The sequence below is a fragment of the Mesorhizobium sp. M0074 genome (genome assembly GCF_040322975.1).
Classification (GTDB): Bacteria; Pseudomonadota; Alphaproteobacteria; order Rhizobiales; family Rhizobiaceae; genus Mesorhizobium.
On record NZ_JAMYUM010000001.1, the window covers coordinates 137,973 to 152,947 of the forward strand.

General features: G+C 62.3%; 18 protein-coding genes. 7 read left to right on the forward strand and 11 right to left on the reverse strand.

Going from position 1 to position 14,975, the window contains the following annotated elements:
- Positions 1-8: 8 nt before the first annotated feature.
- The 4 genes from NKJ73_RS00730 to petA form a co-directional block, all read right to left on the reverse strand.
- Positions 9-554: an adenine phosphoribosyltransferase gene (locus tag NKJ73_RS00730; RefSeq protein WP_023679476.1), complete on the reverse strand. Its 546-nt coding sequence runs from the start codon at positions 552-554 to the stop codon at positions 9-11.
- A 213-nt stretch (positions 555-767) separates the two neighbouring features.
- Positions 768-1,640 carry a cytochrome c1 gene (locus tag NKJ73_RS00735; protein ID WP_023679477.1) on the reverse strand — a complete coding sequence of 291 codons (873 nt, stop codon included), beginning with the start codon at positions 1,638-1,640 and terminating at the stop codon, positions 768-770.
- An 88-nt stretch (positions 1,641-1,728) separates the two neighbouring features.
- Entirely contained in the window at positions 1,729-3,030 is a 1,302-nt protein-coding gene (locus NKJ73_RS00740) for a cytochrome b (RefSeq protein ID WP_352568013.1), read from the reverse strand.
- A 16-nt stretch (positions 3,031-3,046) separates the two neighbouring features.
- Positions 3,047-3,607 carry a ubiquinol-cytochrome c reductase iron-sulfur subunit gene (gene petA / locus NKJ73_RS00745; RefSeq protein ID WP_023679478.1) on the reverse strand — a complete coding sequence of 187 codons (561 nt, stop codon included), beginning with the start codon at positions 3,605-3,607 and terminating at the stop codon, positions 3,047-3,049.
- A gap of 280 nt (positions 3,608-3,887) precedes the next feature.
- Here petA and NKJ73_RS00750 point away from each other — a divergent pair, with 280 nt between their 5' ends.
- The gene (locus NKJ73_RS00750; RefSeq protein ID WP_023679479.1) at positions 3,888-4,244 is read left to right on the forward strand and encodes a cupin domain-containing protein; all 357 of its coding nucleotides are present in this window, start codon (positions 3,888-3,890) and stop codon (positions 4,242-4,244) included.
- A gap of 27 nt (positions 4,245-4,271) precedes the next feature.
- Here NKJ73_RS00750 and NKJ73_RS00755 read toward each other — a convergent pair whose 3' ends face one another.
- The 4 genes from NKJ73_RS00755 to NKJ73_RS00770 are packed head-to-tail and all read right to left on the reverse strand — an operon-like array spanning position 4,272 to position 8,946.
- Positions 4,272-4,586, reverse strand: a complete 315-nt coding sequence (locus tag NKJ73_RS00755) for a DUF6665 family protein (RefSeq protein WP_352568014.1) — start codon at positions 4,584-4,586, stop codon at positions 4,272-4,274.
- Positions 4,587-4,610: 24 nt separating this feature from the next.
- Positions 4,611-6,491, reverse strand: a complete 1,881-nt coding sequence (locus NKJ73_RS00760; protein WP_352568015.1) for an ABC transporter ATP-binding protein — start codon at positions 6,489-6,491, stop codon at positions 4,611-4,613.
- On the reverse strand, positions 6,488-8,377 hold the full coding sequence (locus NKJ73_RS00765) for an ABC transporter ATP-binding protein (RefSeq protein WP_352568016.1): 1,890 nt from the start codon (positions 8,375-8,377) through the stop codon (positions 6,488-6,490). The genes NKJ73_RS00760 and NKJ73_RS00765 overlap by 4 nt, the downstream gene beginning before the upstream one ends.
- Before the next feature lie 26 nt (positions 8,378-8,403).
- Positions 8,404-8,946, reverse strand: a complete 543-nt coding sequence (locus NKJ73_RS00770; RefSeq protein ID WP_031212588.1) for a hypothetical protein — start codon at positions 8,944-8,946, stop codon at positions 8,404-8,406.
- Positions 8,947-9,229: 283 nt separating this feature from the next.
- On the opposite strand from NKJ73_RS00770, the gene NKJ73_RS00775 reads away from it, so the two are divergent.
- From NKJ73_RS00775 to NKJ73_RS00785, 3 genes are all read left to right on the forward strand, one after another.
- The gene (locus NKJ73_RS00775) at positions 9,230-9,688 is read left to right on the forward strand and encodes a tRNA (cytidine(34)-2'-O)-methyltransferase (RefSeq protein WP_023679484.1); all 459 of its coding nucleotides are present in this window, start codon (positions 9,230-9,232) and stop codon (positions 9,686-9,688) included.
- A gap of 170 nt (positions 9,689-9,858) precedes the next feature.
- Positions 9,859-10,302 (forward strand): redox-sensitive transcriptional activator SoxR, encoded by a 444-nt coding sequence (soxR, locus tag NKJ73_RS00780; RefSeq protein ID WP_023679485.1) that lies wholly within the window; start codon positions 9,859-9,861, stop codon positions 10,300-10,302.
- 119 nt (positions 10,303-10,421) lie between these two features.
- On the forward strand, positions 10,422-10,772 hold the full coding sequence (locus NKJ73_RS00785) for a hypothetical protein (RefSeq protein WP_156937440.1): 351 nt from the start codon (positions 10,422-10,424) through the stop codon (positions 10,770-10,772).
- 36 nt (positions 10,773-10,808) lie between these two features.
- Here NKJ73_RS00785 and NKJ73_RS00790 read toward each other — a convergent pair whose 3' ends face one another.
- Entirely contained in the window at positions 10,809-11,066 is a 258-nt protein-coding gene (locus NKJ73_RS00790; RefSeq protein ID WP_023679487.1) for a hypothetical protein, read from the reverse strand.
- Positions 11,067-11,169: 103 nt separating this feature from the next.
- Between NKJ73_RS00790 and hemF the strand changes: the two genes are divergently transcribed.
- The 3 genes from hemF to NKJ73_RS00805 all read left to right on the forward strand — a co-directional run bounded on the left by hemF (position 11,170) and on the right by NKJ73_RS00805 (position 13,068).
- On the forward strand, positions 11,170-12,084 hold the full coding sequence (gene hemF / locus NKJ73_RS00795; protein WP_352456466.1) for an oxygen-dependent coproporphyrinogen oxidase: 915 nt from the start codon (positions 11,170-11,172) through the stop codon (positions 12,082-12,084).
- A 257-nt stretch (positions 12,085-12,341) separates the two neighbouring features.
- A complete protein-coding gene (locus tag NKJ73_RS00800) occupies positions 12,342-12,602 on the forward strand; it encodes a DUF1344 domain-containing protein (protein WP_023679489.1) in 261 nt (86 codons plus the stop codon).
- A gap of 280 nt (positions 12,603-12,882) precedes the next feature.
- The gene (locus NKJ73_RS00805; protein WP_023679490.1) at positions 12,883-13,068 is read left to right on the forward strand and encodes a DUF1059 domain-containing protein; all 186 of its coding nucleotides are present in this window, start codon (positions 12,883-12,885) and stop codon (positions 13,066-13,068) included.
- Between the two features lie 3 nt (positions 13,069-13,071).
- On the opposite strand, the gene NKJ73_RS00810 is transcribed toward NKJ73_RS00805, so the two are convergent.
- Both NKJ73_RS00810 and NKJ73_RS00815 read right to left on the reverse strand, forming a co-directional pair.
- Positions 13,072-14,340, reverse strand: a complete 1,269-nt coding sequence (locus tag NKJ73_RS00810) for a CCA tRNA nucleotidyltransferase (protein WP_352568017.1) — start codon at positions 14,338-14,340, stop codon at positions 13,072-13,074.
- Positions 14,337-14,969, reverse strand: coding sequence for a CoA pyrophosphatase (locus NKJ73_RS00815; protein WP_023679492.1), 633 nt, complete (start codon positions 14,967-14,969; stop codon positions 14,337-14,339). Before NKJ73_RS00815 ends, NKJ73_RS00810 begins: the two co-directional genes overlap by 4 nt.
- Between the last annotated feature and the right edge of the window lie 6 nt (positions 14,970-14,975).

Below are 14,975 nucleotides of genomic sequence, written 5' to 3' on the forward strand. Positions count from 1 at the left end.
AGAAACGCTCAATGCCCCTCAAACCCGATCAGCGTCCTCACCGGTACGCCGAGCGCCTCTAACCTCTCTCGGCCGCCAAGGTCCGGCAGGTCGATGACGAAGCAGGCGGCGAGGATATCGGCGCCGATCTGCCGCAATAGCTTGACGGCCGCCTCGGCCGTGCCGCCGGTGGCGATCAAATCGTCGACGAGGATTACCTTCTCGCCTGGAGAAACACCGTCCTTGTGCATCTCCATCTCGTCCAGCCCGTATTCCAGGCTGTAGGCGACGCGCACCGTCTCGTAAGGCAACTTGCCCTTCTTGCGGATCGGCACGAAGCCGGCCGAGAGCTGGTGGGCGATGGCGCCGCCGAGGATGAAGCCGCGCGCCTCGATGCCGGCGATCTTGTCGATCTTGAGGCCGGCATAGGGATGCACCAGTTCGTCGATGGCGCGGCGGAAGGCCCGCGCATTGCCGAGCAGCGTGGTGATGTCGCGAAACAGGACCCCCGGCTTGGGATAATCCGGAATGGTGCGGATCGCGGCAAGCAGCGTCTCTTCGAGCGAGGATTTCATCAAGCGGCTCTCCGGGCCTTTCAGATTCGGCTGAAGACGTGAAGGGAATTGGCCAATCGTAACCCGGTGCAGCCAAGTCCGGCTACCGCCATGTGACGCCTGACGGAAAATTGTCCGGCAAAGGGCGTGCTCAGCGACGGCTGCAATAAATCGAAATGCCTGCAATGAAAAGGGCGCCTTTCGACGCCCTCCCGGTCTCGTGTGTTGCCGGGCTCAGTGCGCCACGCCGGCCCACACCTTGCGCTTGGTCAGGTAGACCAGTGCGCCGAACAGCAGCAGGAAGACCAGTACGCGAAAGCCGGTCTTCTTGCGGTCCTCGAGATGCGGTTCGGCCGCCCACATCAGGAAGGCCGACACGTCGCGAGAATACTGGTCGACCGTCTGCGGCGCGCCGTCATCATAGGTAACCTGGCCGTCGGAGAGCGGCTTCGGCATCTTCAGCGACACACCGGACAGGAAGTACGGATTGTAGTGCGTGCCTTCCGGTATGACCATGCCCGCCGGCGGCTGCTGGTCGTAGCCGGTCAGCAGCGAGTGGATGTAGTCGGGACCGCCCTGGGCATATTGCGTGAAGATGTCGAAGACGAAGCGCGGGAAGCCGCGTTCAACGCCGCGCGCCTTGGCCAGCAGCGACATGTCGGGCGGTGCTGCGCCGCCATTGGCCGCCGCCGCCGCTTCCGCATTGGGGAACGGCGCCGGGAAATGGTCGGACGGCTTGCCGGGGCGATCGAACATGTCGCCGGCATCGTTCGGGCCGTCGTGGATCGTGTATTCGGCCGCCAGCGTCTTGATCTGCGCATCCGAATAGCCAAGGCCTTCCAGCGTGCGGAACGCCACCAAATTCATCGAATGACAGGCTGAGCAGACTTCCTTGTAGACCTTCAGCCCGCGCTGCAACTGGGCCTTGTCGTAGGTGCCGAACGGCCCGGCGAAGCTCCAGTCCATTTCCTTTGGTTCGTGTATCGGGAAATGCGTCGGCGCCGCCTCGTTGTGCGCCTCTTCCTGGGCGCGCGCTCCAGTGCCTGTGGCCCCAATGCCCGCGGCCACAAGGCCAAGCAGCGCCAGCGAGGTGAGAATCTTCTTCATGCAAATCCCCTTGAGATTCTCTGACGCGCTGTCATCGTCTCGAGCATGATCTTGTCCGAAAACCGGTTTCCACTTTTCGGGATCATGCTCAGCCTTTGGTTTCCGGCGCGGCCGTGGCGCCGGCAGGATGTCCACCGCTACCCTTGTTCTTCCCGAGCACCGCCTCGGTGATCGAATTCGGCAGCCGCCGCGGCGTCTCGATCAGCCCAAGTACCGGCAGCGCTACCAGGAAGAAGGCGAAGTAGAACAGCGTCGCCATCTGCGCCATGAACACATAGCTGCCCTCGGCCGGCTGCGAGCCCAGCCAGCCGAGCAGGATGGCGTCGGCCACGAACAGCCAGAAGAACAGCTTGTACCAGGGCCGGTAGACTGCCGAGCGCACCTTCGAGGTGTCGAGCCACGGCACCAGGAACAGCATGACAATCGCGCCGAACATGCAGAGCACGCCGCCGAGCTTGGAGTTGATGGGCCCGATATTGAAGGTGATAGCGCGCAGGATCGCGTAGAACGGCAGGAAGTACCATTCCGGCACAATGTGGGCCGGCGTCTTCAGGGGGTTGGCAACGGTGTAATTGTCCGGATGGCCGAGATAGTTCGGCAGATAAAAGACGAAATAGGCGAAGACGAACAGGAACACGATCATGCCGAACCCATCCTTGATGGTCGCGTAAGGCGTGAAGGCGAGCGTGTCGGTCTTCGATTTGACCTCGATGCCGGTCGGATTGTTCTGGCCGACGACGTGAAGCGCCCAGATGTGCAGCACGACGACGCCGGCGATCATGAACGGCAATAGGTAATGCAGCGCAAAGAAACGGTTCAGCGTCGGATTGTCGACCGCGAAGCCGCCGAGCAAAAGCTGCTGGATCCAGTCGCCGACCAGCGGGATGGCGGTGAAGAAGCCGGTGATGACGGTGGCGCCCCAGAAGCTCATCTGGCCCCAGGGCAGCACATAGCCCATGAACCCGGTCGCCATCATCAAGAGGTAGATGATGCAGCCGAGGATCCACAGCAACTCGCGCGGCGCCTTGTAGGAGCCGTAGTAGAGGCCACGGAAAATATGGATGTAGACGGCGACGAAGAAGAACGACGCGCCGTTCGAATGCAGATAGCGCAGCAGCCAGCCCGAATTGACGTCGCGCATGATCTTCTCGACCGAATCGAAGGCGAGAGTGCTGTCGGCCGCGTAGTGCATGGCCAGCACGATACCGGTCAGGATCTGCGCCGCCAGCATGAGCGCGAGAATGCCGCCGAAGGTCCAGGCGTAATTCAAATTGCGCGGCACCGGATAGGCGATGAAGCTGTCATAGACCAGCCGCGGCAGCGGCATGCGCGAATCGAACCAGCGTCCGATGCCGGTCTTGGGCGTATAGGTCGAGTGTCCCTCGCTCATGGAAATATCCCTTGCCTCAGCCGATACGGATCTTGGTGTCGGAAATGAACTGGAACACCGGCACCGCCATGTTCTCGGGCGCCGGCCCCTTCCGGATGCGGCCGGCGGTATCGTATACTGAACCGTGGCACGGGCAGAACCAGCCGCCGAAATCGCCTTCCTGGCCGAGCGGGATGCAGCCGAGATGGGTGCAGACCTGGATCATCACCATCCAGGCTTCCTTGCCCGGCGTGGTGCGGTTGGCGTCGGTTGCCGGGGCGTCGGCCGGCAAATTGGCGTTGCGGGCGATTGGATCCTTGAGCTCGGCGAGATTGACCGCCTCGCCGTCCTTCATCTCTTGCTCGGTGCGGTTGCGCACGACCACCGGCTTGCCCCGCCACTTCACAACGAGCGACATTCCTGGCGTCAGCGAAGAGACGTCGACCTCCACCGAGGCAAGGGCCAGCGTCGAGGCATCCGGACGCATCTGATCGATGAACGGCCAAGCGACAGCGCCCGCGCCGACCACCGCCGCCATGCCGGTGGCGACGTAGAGAAAATCACGACGGTTGGGATCCTGGGTGTCGGTTGCGCTCACGGGTGCCTGATCCTTTCGTCTCTTCCGTGCCGGCGGCCGAGCCTGTTCCCCGCTCAATCACGCCGGCCCGACAGCGCATGGCGAACAGGCTAGCGAATTCCTCCGGCATTTGGGACTTGGGTTTATGCGTGAAGCCTGTTTTTGTCCAGACGGGTGAAGGCACAAGGGCAGATTGTCGCGGGGACGTAATTTGCCCAGCGGAACGATTGGAAAACAGCAGCAAAACCAAACGGCTGCGCTCACCTCGACAGCGGACGCTGGCCCGGTTTATCCTCGCCCTATGGCGCATGTCATAGACCGCGACAAGTGGGCCGAAGCGCCCGACCACTGGCCCGACCACTGGCAGGGCGAGCTGCAATGCGGCGCCTACGGCTCCAACAGCTGCCTGATCTTCAACTACCTGCCCGAGATCGGCGGCGGCCCCAGGCTGCACAGCCACCCCTATTGCGAGATTTTTATCATCCGGACCGGGACCGGCCTGTTCACCGTCGGCGACCGGCAGATCGAGGCCACAGCCGGCCAGATCCTGATCGTGCCGCCGAACACGCCGCACAAATTCACCAATCTCGGGCCAGGCCCGCTGGAAACCACCGACATACACGAGAACGGCAGCTTCATCACCGAGTGGCTGGAATAACGCTTCCCAAACCAGTTCCGGTTCGGATCATGCGCTAGCGCCGAGCCTGGCCAGCACGGCCTTGGGAATGTTGTATTCCCGGATCACCGCGTCGTGCTTGCGCAGGCCGCAGAGTTCGCGCTGGATGAAATACCCGTGCACCGCTTCGGCTGCATCCCTGAGCAGCCGGGCACGGTCGACACTGTCGCAATTCTCGCGCAGCCTCGTCAATGTTTCCTCGACGCGCCGGCCGGCGCGGCCGAGCGCTGCCGCCTTTTCACCGAGGATTTCATGGCCAAACAGGTCCAACGCGCTCTCCTGCGCGCCGGACCGTCCGAAATTCGATGGCATTCTCACCGCCATGATTTCACTCCGCTCTATATAAAACTACTCCGCCGGCCGGGTCTCGGCCAACGCGCTCTCTTCGTTGAACAGGAAGCCGCCGGACTGCCGCTTCCACAGCCTGGCATAGAGCCCGTCGAGCCCGACCAGCTCGTCATGCGTGCCTTGCTCGACGATGCGGCCCTCGTCGAGCACCACCAGCCGGTCGAGTGCCGCAATGGTCGATAGCCGATGCGCGATGGCGATGACCGTCTTGCCTTCCATCAGCCTTGCCAGATTTTCCTGGATCGCCGCCTCGATGTCGGAATCGAGCGCCGAGGTCGCCTCATCGAGCACCAGGATCGGTGCATCCTTGAGGAAGACGCGGGCGATCGCCACGCGCTGGCGCTGGCCGCCGGAGAGCTTGACGCCGCGCTCGCCGACATAGGCCTCGTAGCCGATACGATCGCGATTGTCGCGCAGACCGAGGATGAACTCGTGCGCCTCGGCCTTCTTCGCTGCCGCGACCACCTCGGCGTCGGTCGCTTCCGGCATGCCGAGCTTGATGTTGTCGCGCAGCGAGCGGTGGAAAAGTGCCGTATCCTGGCTGACGACGCCGATATTGGCGCGCAGCGAATTCTGCGTGACCCTGGAGACGTCCTGCCCGTCAATGGTGATCTTGCCGCTCTCGAGGTCGTAGAGGCGCAGGATCAGATTGACCAAGGTCGTCTTGCCGGCGCCGGACGGGCCGACCAGGCCGACCTTTTCGCCCGGCCGCACGACGAGGTCGATGCCGTCGAGCACGCCGGACCCCTTGCCGTAGTGGAACTCGACATTGCTGACGTCGATACGCCCGCCGCCGACGACAATCTCTTTCGCGTCCGGCGCATCAATCAGGCCGAGCGGCTGTGAGATCAGCGCCTTGGAGTTTTCCAGCACGCCGAGGTTCCGCAAGATGCCGTTGAGCTGCATCATCAGCCGGCCGAGCAGCATGTTCAGCCGCAGCACCAAAGACAGCGTGAAAGCCACGGCGCCGACTGTGATCGAGCCCTCGACCCAGAGATAAACGGCAAAGCAGGCGATCGCCGTGATCATAATGCCCGACAGCATCGTCAGTGCCATGCGCACGCCGGTCAGCCTGCGGGTGAACGGGCGCAGCGCGTCGAGATAGATGTCGAAGCCGTTCCTGATGTAGCGGTCGTCGCCATCGGCCGAGAACAGTTTCAGCGTCTGGACGTTCGAATAGGAATCGACAAGGCGGCCGGTGATCATCGAGCCGGCTTCGGCGGTGGCTTCGGCATGCTTGCGGATCGCCGGCAAATAGCGCCTGGCCAGCAAGCCGAAGGCGGTAATCCAGATCACCACCAGCACCGCCAGCCGGAGATCGAGCCCGGCGACCAGCGCCAGCGTCGTTACCGTATAGACGACCATGAACCAGACGACCTCGATGAAGCTTTCCATCAGATCGCCGGTCGCCTGTCCCGCCTGCCAGACCTTGGTCGCGATACGTCCGGCAAAGTCGTTCTGGAAGAAGGCGTAGGATTGGCGCGAGACATGGCGATGCGCCTGCCAGCGCACCAGATTATAGAAACCCGGCGTGATCGTCTGCTCGTCGACCAGCGCCGACAGGCCGACGACGATGGTGCGGATGACCAGCACCACCGCGATCATGAAGACAAGTTCCGGGCCGGCGGCAGTCCACAACGCGTGCCAGCTGCGTTCGCCGGGAAGCTGGTCGAGGATGTCGACCAGCCGCCCGACGAAATAGAACAGTCCGGCTTCGACTAACGGCGCGATGCCGCCGATCAGCAGCATGGCGAAGAAGGCGATCTTCGCCTGCCCAACATAATGCCAGAGGAAACCCCTGACGCCGGCAGGTGGCCGAAGGTCCGCAGGCTCCCGGAATGGATAGACCCAGTTCTCGAACCAGCGGTAGATGGCAGTCATTCGGCGGCTTCACCCTTGACGAGTGCATCGTTGGCGGCTGCATCGTTGGCAGAGGGGCCGTCGTCGAGCAGGAAGCCGCCCGACTGGCGCTGCCAGAGCTGGGCGTAGAGCCCGCCGCTGGCAACCAGTTCCTCATGCGAACCTTCCTCGATGACGCGGCCCTTGTCCATGACGACGAGCCGGTCCATGGCGGCGATCGTCGACAGCCGGTGCGCAATGGCGATGACGGTCTTGCCTTGCATCAGTCTGTAGAGGTTCTCCTGGATGGCCGCCTCGGCCTCGGAATCTAGGGCGGAGGTCGCTTCGTCGAGGATAAGGATTGGTGCGTCCTTCAGCATAACACGGGCTATGGCGATGCGTTGCCGCTGGCCGCCGGACAATTTGACGCCGCGATCACCGACATGCGCGTCGAAACCCTTTCGACCGTTAGAATCCGACAATCCGGCGATGAAATCCAGCGCCTCGGCGCGCCGCGCCGCCTCGATCAGCATCTGGTCACTGGCGTCCGGCCGGCCATAGAGGATATTCTCGCGCACCGAGCGATGCAGCAGCGAGGTGTCCTGCGTGACCATGCCGATCTGGGCGCGCAGCGAGTCCTGCGTCACCACCGCAATGTCCTGGCCGTCGATTAGGACCTTGCCGCTTTCGAGGTCATAGAAGCGCAACAGAAGATTGACCAGCGTCGACTTGCCGGCACCCGAACGGCCGACGATGCCGACCTTCTCGCCTGGCTTCACCGTCAGCGACAGGCTTTCGATCACGCCCTTCTGCTTGCCATAGTGGAAGCGGATGTCCTCAAAACGGATCTCGCCCTTGGTCACGGCGATATCCTTGGCGCTAGGCCGGTCTTCGACGAGGCGCGGCAGCGAGATCGAGGCGATGCCGTCCTGCACCGTGCCGATATTCTCGAACAGCGTGGACATCTCCCACATGATCCATTGCGACATGCCCCAGAGCCGAAGCACGAGGCCGATGACCAGGGCGACGGCGCCGATCGTCACGGCTTGGCCGAGCCACAGCCATAGCGAGATTGCGGTGACCGAAAACAACAGCAGCGAATTCAGGACGTAGAGCAGGCCGTAGAGCTGTGTCACCAGCCGCATCGACCGGTAGACTGTATCGAGAAAGCCGGCCATACCGTCCTTGGCGAAGGATGCCTCGCGCCGCGCATGCGAGAACAGCTTGACCGTCTGGATGTTGGAGTAGCTGTCGACGACACGGCCGGTCATGGTTGAGCGCGCATTAGCCTGCTCCTCGCCGACCTTGCCCAGCCGCGGGATGAAATAGCGCAACAGCAGGACATATCCGGCAAGCCAGACGGCAAGCGGCGCAGCCAGCCGCCAGTCTGCCGAGCCGACAATGAACAGCATGCCGAGAAAATAGACGACGATATAGTTGAGCACATCGATGAGCTTGATGACGCACTCGCGCACCGCGAGCGCGGTCTGCATCAGCTTGGTCGCGATGCGCCCGGCAAACTCGTCCTGATAGAAGCTCATCGACTGCTTGAGCAGGTAACGATGCACCTGCCAGCGGATACGCATCGGATAATTACCCATCAGCGTCTGCTGGTTGAGCAGCGAATGGAACCAGACCGTCGCCGGCAGCGCGAAAACCACGATGAAGGCCATGCCGACCAGCTTCAAGCCTTCGGTCTGCAGGAACGTCTCGCGATTCTGTCCGGACAGCCAGTCGACGATCCGGCCCATGAAGCCGAACATCCACACCTCGGCAAGGGCGATGGCCGTCACCAGTACCGCATCGAGAGCGATGTAGGGCCACGCGCCGCGCGTATAATGCACGCAGAAGGCGATCAGTGTCCGCGGCGGCTCGACCGGCTCCTTGGCAGGGAACGGATCGAGCCTTTTTTCAAACCAGCTAAACATAGAGATGCTCACAATACTGTTTCCGCTCACGCGGCACGCGAACGGACGAGGTGCCCAGACCGCATGGCGTCAAGGACCGGCGATACGGAATCGTCCGCCTCGCCGGTCCTGCTTCGCGCTATATAGGTTGTCGCGGGCCTTTCGCCGACAGTCTCGTTTGACGATGCTGACGACGTTTTGACGATCCGGATTTTCGCGCTGGTTTTTGCACCAGGCCGGATCAGCCTGATGATCCGGCGCACCAGCGACGGCCGGCTATAGTCCGGAACGGCGCGCGAGAAATCGACGTCCGGCAGCATGCCGCGATGCGGACGCCGGCGGGTCTCGGCGTGAACCGCCGACGAGTAGGTCTCGCCGATCAAAAGCGCCCAGGTCGCAGTCTTGCGCTCGTGCAGGCTTCTTGAGCCGGGTATTCTACATGGATCGAACATCGGTCCGTCCTCCAGTTGAAGATGCAGGTAGAAGGGTGAACCAACCCAGGCCGCGGGCACGCGCGGCGCGGCAAAGGTGGCATCGGTCGAAGCGTGTTCAGGTGGGGCGTTCAGCCCCTTCCACAGCTTGAAAAACATCGCAGGATTCCTTCAAAGGCCGAAAAAGGTTTCGGCGGGAATCGGTGCGATTGAAGTCTAGAAGGTCAGGAGAATCGTCGTACCGAAACCGCCGTCGGGCTGGTAAGCCCACGAGAGGGGTGGTGGATGTGCATGGCCATCATGAATTACCCCTCCATCGGTTCGGGTTGACAATGCTGGCCGTATAACCGACTTCGCAGAAAATGACCACCCGCCAGTCCAGGAATTTCCAAAACCGCGAGAGCTCTGTGGCTGATCTGCCACTTATTAGAAAGACGCGGAAATGAACGACCGTCTCCGCATCGCGCTCTATCAGCCTGATATCGCCGGCAACACCGGGACAATCCTGCGCTTCGCCGCTTGCCTCGGTCTCGGCGTCGACATCATCGAACCGGCGGGCTTCCCGCTCGGTGACCGGGCGCTGAAACGGGCCGGCATGGACTACCTCGAAATGGCGGCGCTGACCCGCCATGTCGACTGGCACGCCTTCGAGGACTGGCGCAAGCTTGCCATGCGGCGGCTGGTGCTGCTGTCGACCAAAGCAGCTGCCGCCTACACGGATTTCGCTTTTGCCGGCGACGACATTCTCTTGTTCGGCCGTGAATCCGCAGGCGTGCCGGACGCCGTTCACGAGGCGGCGGATGCGCGACTGATCATCCCGATGCAGCCCGGCGCGCGCAGCATCAACGTCGCGCTTTCCGTTGCAATGGTGGCGGCCGAGGCGATCCGGCAGCTCCGCTAGGATGTGTACGCGATCGCCGGCCGCAGCGACCAAGGCGTCATCCTCACGCAACACTGCGTCCTCTCCGGTCATTCTCATCCAGACGCCCATCGCCTTCTCCTGCCGTTTGCATCTTCGAGGCTTCTTCGCTACAAGCTCAACTTAACTTGAGGTCAAGCGGAAAATCGGAGATGGCTGCGGCAACGGAATTAACAGTCGGCCAGGTGGCGATGCGCAGCGGCGTGGCGGTGTCGGCGCTGCATTTCTACGAAGCACGCGGGCTGATCCGCAGCCACCGCACATCAGGCAACCAGCGGCGTTACGGCCGCGACGTGCTGCGACGGGTGGCGATCATCAAGGTAGCGCAGGAGGTCGGCATTTCGCTGGCCGAGATCGGCACAGCCCTTCGATCATTGCCTGAAGGCCGGACGCCGACGCGCGAGGATTGGAACCTGCTTTCGACGGCTTGGCGCGACGACCTCGACCAGAAAATTAGTCAGCTCAAGAAGCTGCGCGACGGGCTGAGCGACTGCATCGGCTGCGGCTGCATGTCGATCGACAAATGTCCGCTGCGGAATAAGAACGACAGGCTGGCAAGGGACGGCGCGGGCGCCCGCAGGCTGGTCGTGCGTTGAAGCCATGACGGTCTGGACGGGTTCAGCGAACTTATCCTGTCCGTTAGTCACTATACAGTCTTGTGAAGGTCATGTGCCCGTGCTTGATACGCCCCTGCAACTAACCTTGGGGGGCAGAATTGAAATTTGCATACAAGACTTACGCCGCGTTGCTTGGCGCCATTGTGTTGGCTGGATGCATGCCGAGCGAAGGTGAATGGAATACGGCAAGGACTTTGGTTCAGGGCAGTCCTGCCATGTATAAGAAAGTGCTTACGGAATGCATCAGGCATTCGGAGCAATCGCCTCTCAGTTCGAAGCAGGAAGCTGGCAAGATCATGAATGTCAGCGCAGCCGCGGCGCCACGTGTCTGGTGCGGAAGAACCGTGCGGGCCTTCGCGAATGGGCGCCTGACGTATGCCGAGATGAAACGAGCGCATCTTGGAACGGGCGACAGAAGCGTGTTTATCAAGATCGTTCAGGGCAGATGAACTAGCCCTGATACGTTCAGCCTCGAGACCGGAGCGTTAATCCGCCGCCGGCAGCCGCCTGATGGTGAATTCGATGACGTCGCCCGGCCGCTCGAACCAGCTTTCGATCTCGGTCCAATAGGCCTGCTTAGGAAAGCGCTCGAACCATTCCTTCGCCTTGAGACGAGCGTCCGAGCGCGGCAGCACGAAGGTCTCGCGCAGGAAGCCGTCGCGCGGCATGCGCGCGTTCTCGGCGCGCGAACGGTCGAGCCTCTTCTTCAGGCCATCCAGCGGCGGTCTTGCCGGGGTGCGCACGAAAGAACTCCATTCACACTTGACCCTTGCACCCAAGAGATTAGGGATCGCGGCCGGAAAAGACGAGTCATTTGTCGGGCGCGCCCGCAACCGGAGACAGGATTTGCAACGACCCGAGATACCGGCGGGGCTGCCAGCCGACATCGAACAGAAGAAGACGAAGGCACGGCTGTGGTTCGAGACGTTGCGCGAGCGCATCTGTGCCAGCTTCGAGCAGATCGAGCAGGACCTGCAGGGGCCGCAGGCCAGCTGGTCGCCCGGCCGCTTCGAAAAGACGCCGTGGCAACGCGATGCCGGCAAGGGCGGCGGCGGTATCATGTCGATGATGCACGGCCGCGTCTTCGAGAAGGTCGGCGTCCACACCTCGACCGTCCACGGCGAGTTCTCGCCCGAATTCAGGAAGCAGATGCCGGGCGCCGAAGAGGACCCCTCCTTCTGGGCAAGCGGCATTTCGCTGATCGCCCATCCGTGGAACCCCAACGTGCCGGCCGTGCATATGAACACGCGCATGGTCGTCACCTCGCGCCAGTGGTTCGGCGGCGGCGCCGACCTGACACCGGTGCTCGACCGCCGCCGCAGCCAGGACGACCCCGACACGATCGCCTTCCACAGAGCGATGCAATTTGCCTGCGAGAAGAACGCGGCGATCGCCGACTACGTGAAATTCAAAGCCTGGTGCGACGAGTACTTCTACCTGCCGCACCGCGACGAGCCACGCGGTACCGGCGGTATCTTCTTCGACTGGCTGCATTCGGATGAGGACAATGGCGGCTGGGACGCCGATTTCAACTTCGTCCAGGACGTCGGGCGATCTTTTCTCGTCGTCTACGGACATCTGGTGCGCGCCAACTTCAATGACAACTGGACCGATGGCGACCGTGACGAGCAGCTCATCCGCCGCGGCCGTTATGTCGAATTCAACTTGCTTCACGATCGCGGCACCATCTTCGGGCTGAAGACCGGCGGCAATGTCGCCTCGATCCTGTCCAGCCTGCCGCCAGAAGCGAAATGGCCGTAAAATCTCGGTGAGCACGACGTGAGCCGCAATCGGGTCCAAATCCCCAGAATTTGACGGCGAATGTGGCGCAAGGCGCGCCAGAAAATATCTTTTTCGTCTAATATACCATTGTAAAGATTGGGCTATTTGTCGCGTCGGGCCGGGAAACGCCGGCGGTTCTTTACTCCCGAGAGCCGCGACCCGACGTGACCGGACGGCCCATGATTGAATGGGGCACCTTTCCCAAGCGGTGCCCGCATTTTCCAGGAGAGCATGCCATGCGCAAGCTTATTATGACCGCAGCCGCCGCTGCCGTTCTCGCCTCTGGTACTGCCGCATTCGCTGCGGTCAAGCACACCACCGGCACGATCAAAAGCTTTGATGGAACGGCGATGAGCCTAGTTCTGGATAACGGAGCCACCTTTACGTTGCCCCAGACCTTCAAGGATCCTGGCCTGAAGGTCGGCGAAAAGGTCCGCGTCACGTGGGATATGAGCGGCAAGGATAAAATTGCCGAGGCAGTCAAGATCGTGAAGTGATGTCCTGCCCGCTGGAGCAAGACGAGGTCTTACTCCTGGGTAGCGTAAGAGGGCGGAGCAGCGATGCTCCGCCTTTTCGCAACCCGATCACTAGAGGGCCGCGTGTCGGCTTGGACGCACGGCACTCTAAGGCAACCAAAACCGTTCGATCGTGTTATGCTAAGCTGGCCAGCGTGTAGCCCGGATACCGGACGCGGTTTCCGGATCGCGCAGTCAAAGGTCTGGAGCTTCCGTGTCATTGCGCGGCGCGGCGCTCCAAGGAGGAAATGAGGAGAAGCCGATGAAGGAATTCCATTGCGGGTCGCTCGTACCCGGCTGCGAGTGGCACACACGCGCCGAGGAGGAGGCTGAGGTCATGCGCCGTGCCGTCGAGCATCTGCGCGAGACGCACGGCGAGACGGTGATCCGCGAGACGATGATCGAGGCGATCCGCTCGCGCATCGAAAAGGTCCGCGACGCAGCGTGACAGTCAGGATTCGAGTGCCTCCGCGGCGCGCTTGAGCAGCGCGCCGCGATCAAGCGCAAAACCGGACTCGACCCATTCCTTTTCGAGATTCTTCAACGTTGCACCAAGCTTCGGCCCCGGTGATGCGCCAAGCGTCGTCAGATCGGCGCCCTTGACCGGAAAAACAGGGTTTTGCCATTTTGCAGCGAAGGCAAGCAGGCGCGAGAAGCCGCCGGCTTCGAGCAGTGCGTCATTGTCCTCGATCGCGCGGGCTCGAGCGGAAGCGAGCAACAGCCGCAACCGATCGACAAAGCCTTGGCGGTCGCCAAAATAGAGCCTTTTCGCCAACTCTCCTTCGGTCGTTTTCGGATCGACGGCAGCTGTGATCGCCCAATTCCGCAGCCGGCTTGCTTCGCTCACGGAAAGCCTCAATCTCTCGGCAAGCGTTTTCATGCGCGCGGCATCCGGCGGCACGATGGCTTCCAGCCTGAGCAGCGGGTCCGGCGCCCAGGCCAGATCCTTCTCGGTCTTGGTCAGCCCGTGGATGGCATCGATGCCCCATTTCTCGCTTTCCGGCAAAACGGCGGTCAGAACGCCGGCCTGGCGCATCCACAGCAGCGCCCGCGACGGATCCGGCGCCGACAGCAATTTCTTCAATTCCCACCAGACGCGCTCGACCGAAAGCTGGTCGAGCCCCTGCTTCAGCCGGGCACAAGCCTTCAACCCTTCGGCATCCGGCCTGCCGTCGCCATACCATGCGAAGAAACGGAAGAAACGCAGGATGCGCAGATAATCCTCGCGGATACGCGCTTCCGGATCGCCGATGAATCGCAGCCTCCGCGCTTCGATATCGGCGATACCGCCGACCAGATCGACGACCGTTCCATCGGCCTCGGCATAGAGTGCATTGATAGTGAAATCACGCCGCTCAGCGTCGGCTTTCCAGTCGCGGCCGAACGACACTTTGGCGCGCCGGCCGTCGGTTTCGATATCGGCACGGAGCGTGGTGACCTCATAGGCCTTGCCGTGGCCGACCGCGGTGACTGTGCCATGCTCGATGCCGGTCGGTACCGTCTTGAAGCCTGCCGCCTCGGCGCGCCGGATGGTTTCCTCGGGCACCGTGGTGGTGGCGATGTCGATGTCGGCGACCGGCTGGCCGATGAGCGCGTTGCGCACCGCACCGCCGGCGATACGCGCCTCCTCGCCGCCATCAGTCAGAGCGGCGAGCAGGCGCTGCAGGTGGTGTTCGCCGAGCCACCCGGCCTTGCCCGCGATCGATACTGGATCGCTCACGAATAGAGCCTTTCATAAAGCGTACGGATGATGCCCGCGGTGACGCCCCAGATGCGCTGGCCGCCATAGGGCATCTCGTAATAGAACCATTCGAGGTCGTTCCACATGCGACTGTCTCTGGTGTGGTTGGCGGGGTCCATCAGAAAGCCCAGCGGCACCTCGAAGACGGCATCGACTTCGTCGGAATTCAGCGTCAGGCTGAAACCGGGCCGTACAATCCCGAGCACCGGGGCGATGCGATAGCCGCTGCCGGAAACGTAGTCCGGCAGACGGCCGATGATCTCGATGTAATCACTATCGAGACCGATCTCCTCGGATGTCTCGCGCAACGCCGCCGTTTCCGGGCTCGCATCGGTTGGATCGATGGTACCACCGGGGAAAGCCACCTGCCCCGAATGGTTGCGCAGCTTTTCCGCCCGCCTGGTCAAAAGGACCGTGGCTTCATGGCCATGATCGACCACCGGGATGAGCACGGCGGCATCGCGCAGCGCCTTGGCCAGCTTCAGCCTGGGATGGCCCGGATTGAAGCGGTGGTCGCCAAAATCGTCGCCGGCATGCGCCAGCGGCTGTGCCGCGACGCGCTGGCGAAACCCGGCAGCGGAAAACGGCAACGGCATCACCTGATCCATCATAGG

Excerpts from the sequence above, each read along its gene's own strand:
- NKJ73_RS00765 (WP_352568016.1), bottom strand. The coding sequence starts at position 8,377 with ATGTTTAGCTGGTTTGAAAAAAGGCTCGATCCGTTCCCTGCCAAGGAG.
- NKJ73_RS00750 (WP_023679479.1), top strand. The coding sequence starts at position 3,888 with ATGGCGCATGTCATAGACCGCGACAAGTGGGCCGAAGCGCCCGACCAC.
- NKJ73_RS00730 (WP_023679476.1), bottom strand. The coding sequence starts at position 554 with ATGAAATCCTCGCTCGAAGAGACGCTGCTTGCCGCGATCCGCACCATT.
- NKJ73_RS00770 (WP_031212588.1), bottom strand. The coding sequence starts at position 8,946 with ATGTTTTTCAAGCTGTGGAAGGGGCTGAACGCCCCACCTGAACACGCT.
- NKJ73_RS00755 (WP_352568014.1), bottom strand. The coding sequence starts at position 4,586 with ATGGCGGTGAGAATGCCATCGAATTTCGGACGGTCCGGCGCGCAGGAG.
- NKJ73_RS00775 (WP_023679484.1), top strand. The coding sequence starts at position 9,230 with ATGAACGACCGTCTCCGCATCGCGCTCTATCAGCCTGATATCGCCGGC.
- NKJ73_RS00815 (WP_023679492.1), bottom strand. The coding sequence starts at position 14,969 with ATGGATCAGGTGATGCCGTTGCCGTTTTCCGCTGCCGGGTTTCGCCAG.
- soxR (WP_023679485.1), top strand. The coding sequence starts at position 9,859 with ATGGCTGCGGCAACGGAATTAACAGTCGGCCAGGTGGCGATGCGCAGC.
- NKJ73_RS00735 (WP_023679477.1), bottom strand. The coding sequence starts at position 1,640 with ATGAAGAAGATTCTCACCTCGCTGGCGCTGCTTGGCCTTGTGGCCGCG.
- NKJ73_RS00760 (WP_352568015.1), bottom strand. The coding sequence starts at position 6,491 with ATGACTGCCATCTACCGCTGGTTCGAGAACTGGGTCTATCCATTCCGG.
- NKJ73_RS00805 (WP_023679490.1), top strand. The coding sequence starts at position 12,883 with ATGAAGGAATTCCATTGCGGGTCGCTCGTACCCGGCTGCGAGTGGCAC.
- NKJ73_RS00800 (WP_023679489.1), top strand. The coding sequence starts at position 12,342 with ATGCGCAAGCTTATTATGACCGCAGCCGCCGCTGCCGTTCTCGCCTCT.
- NKJ73_RS00740 (WP_352568013.1), bottom strand. The coding sequence starts at position 3,030 with ATGAGCGAGGGACACTCGACCTATACGCCCAAGACCGGCATCGGACGC.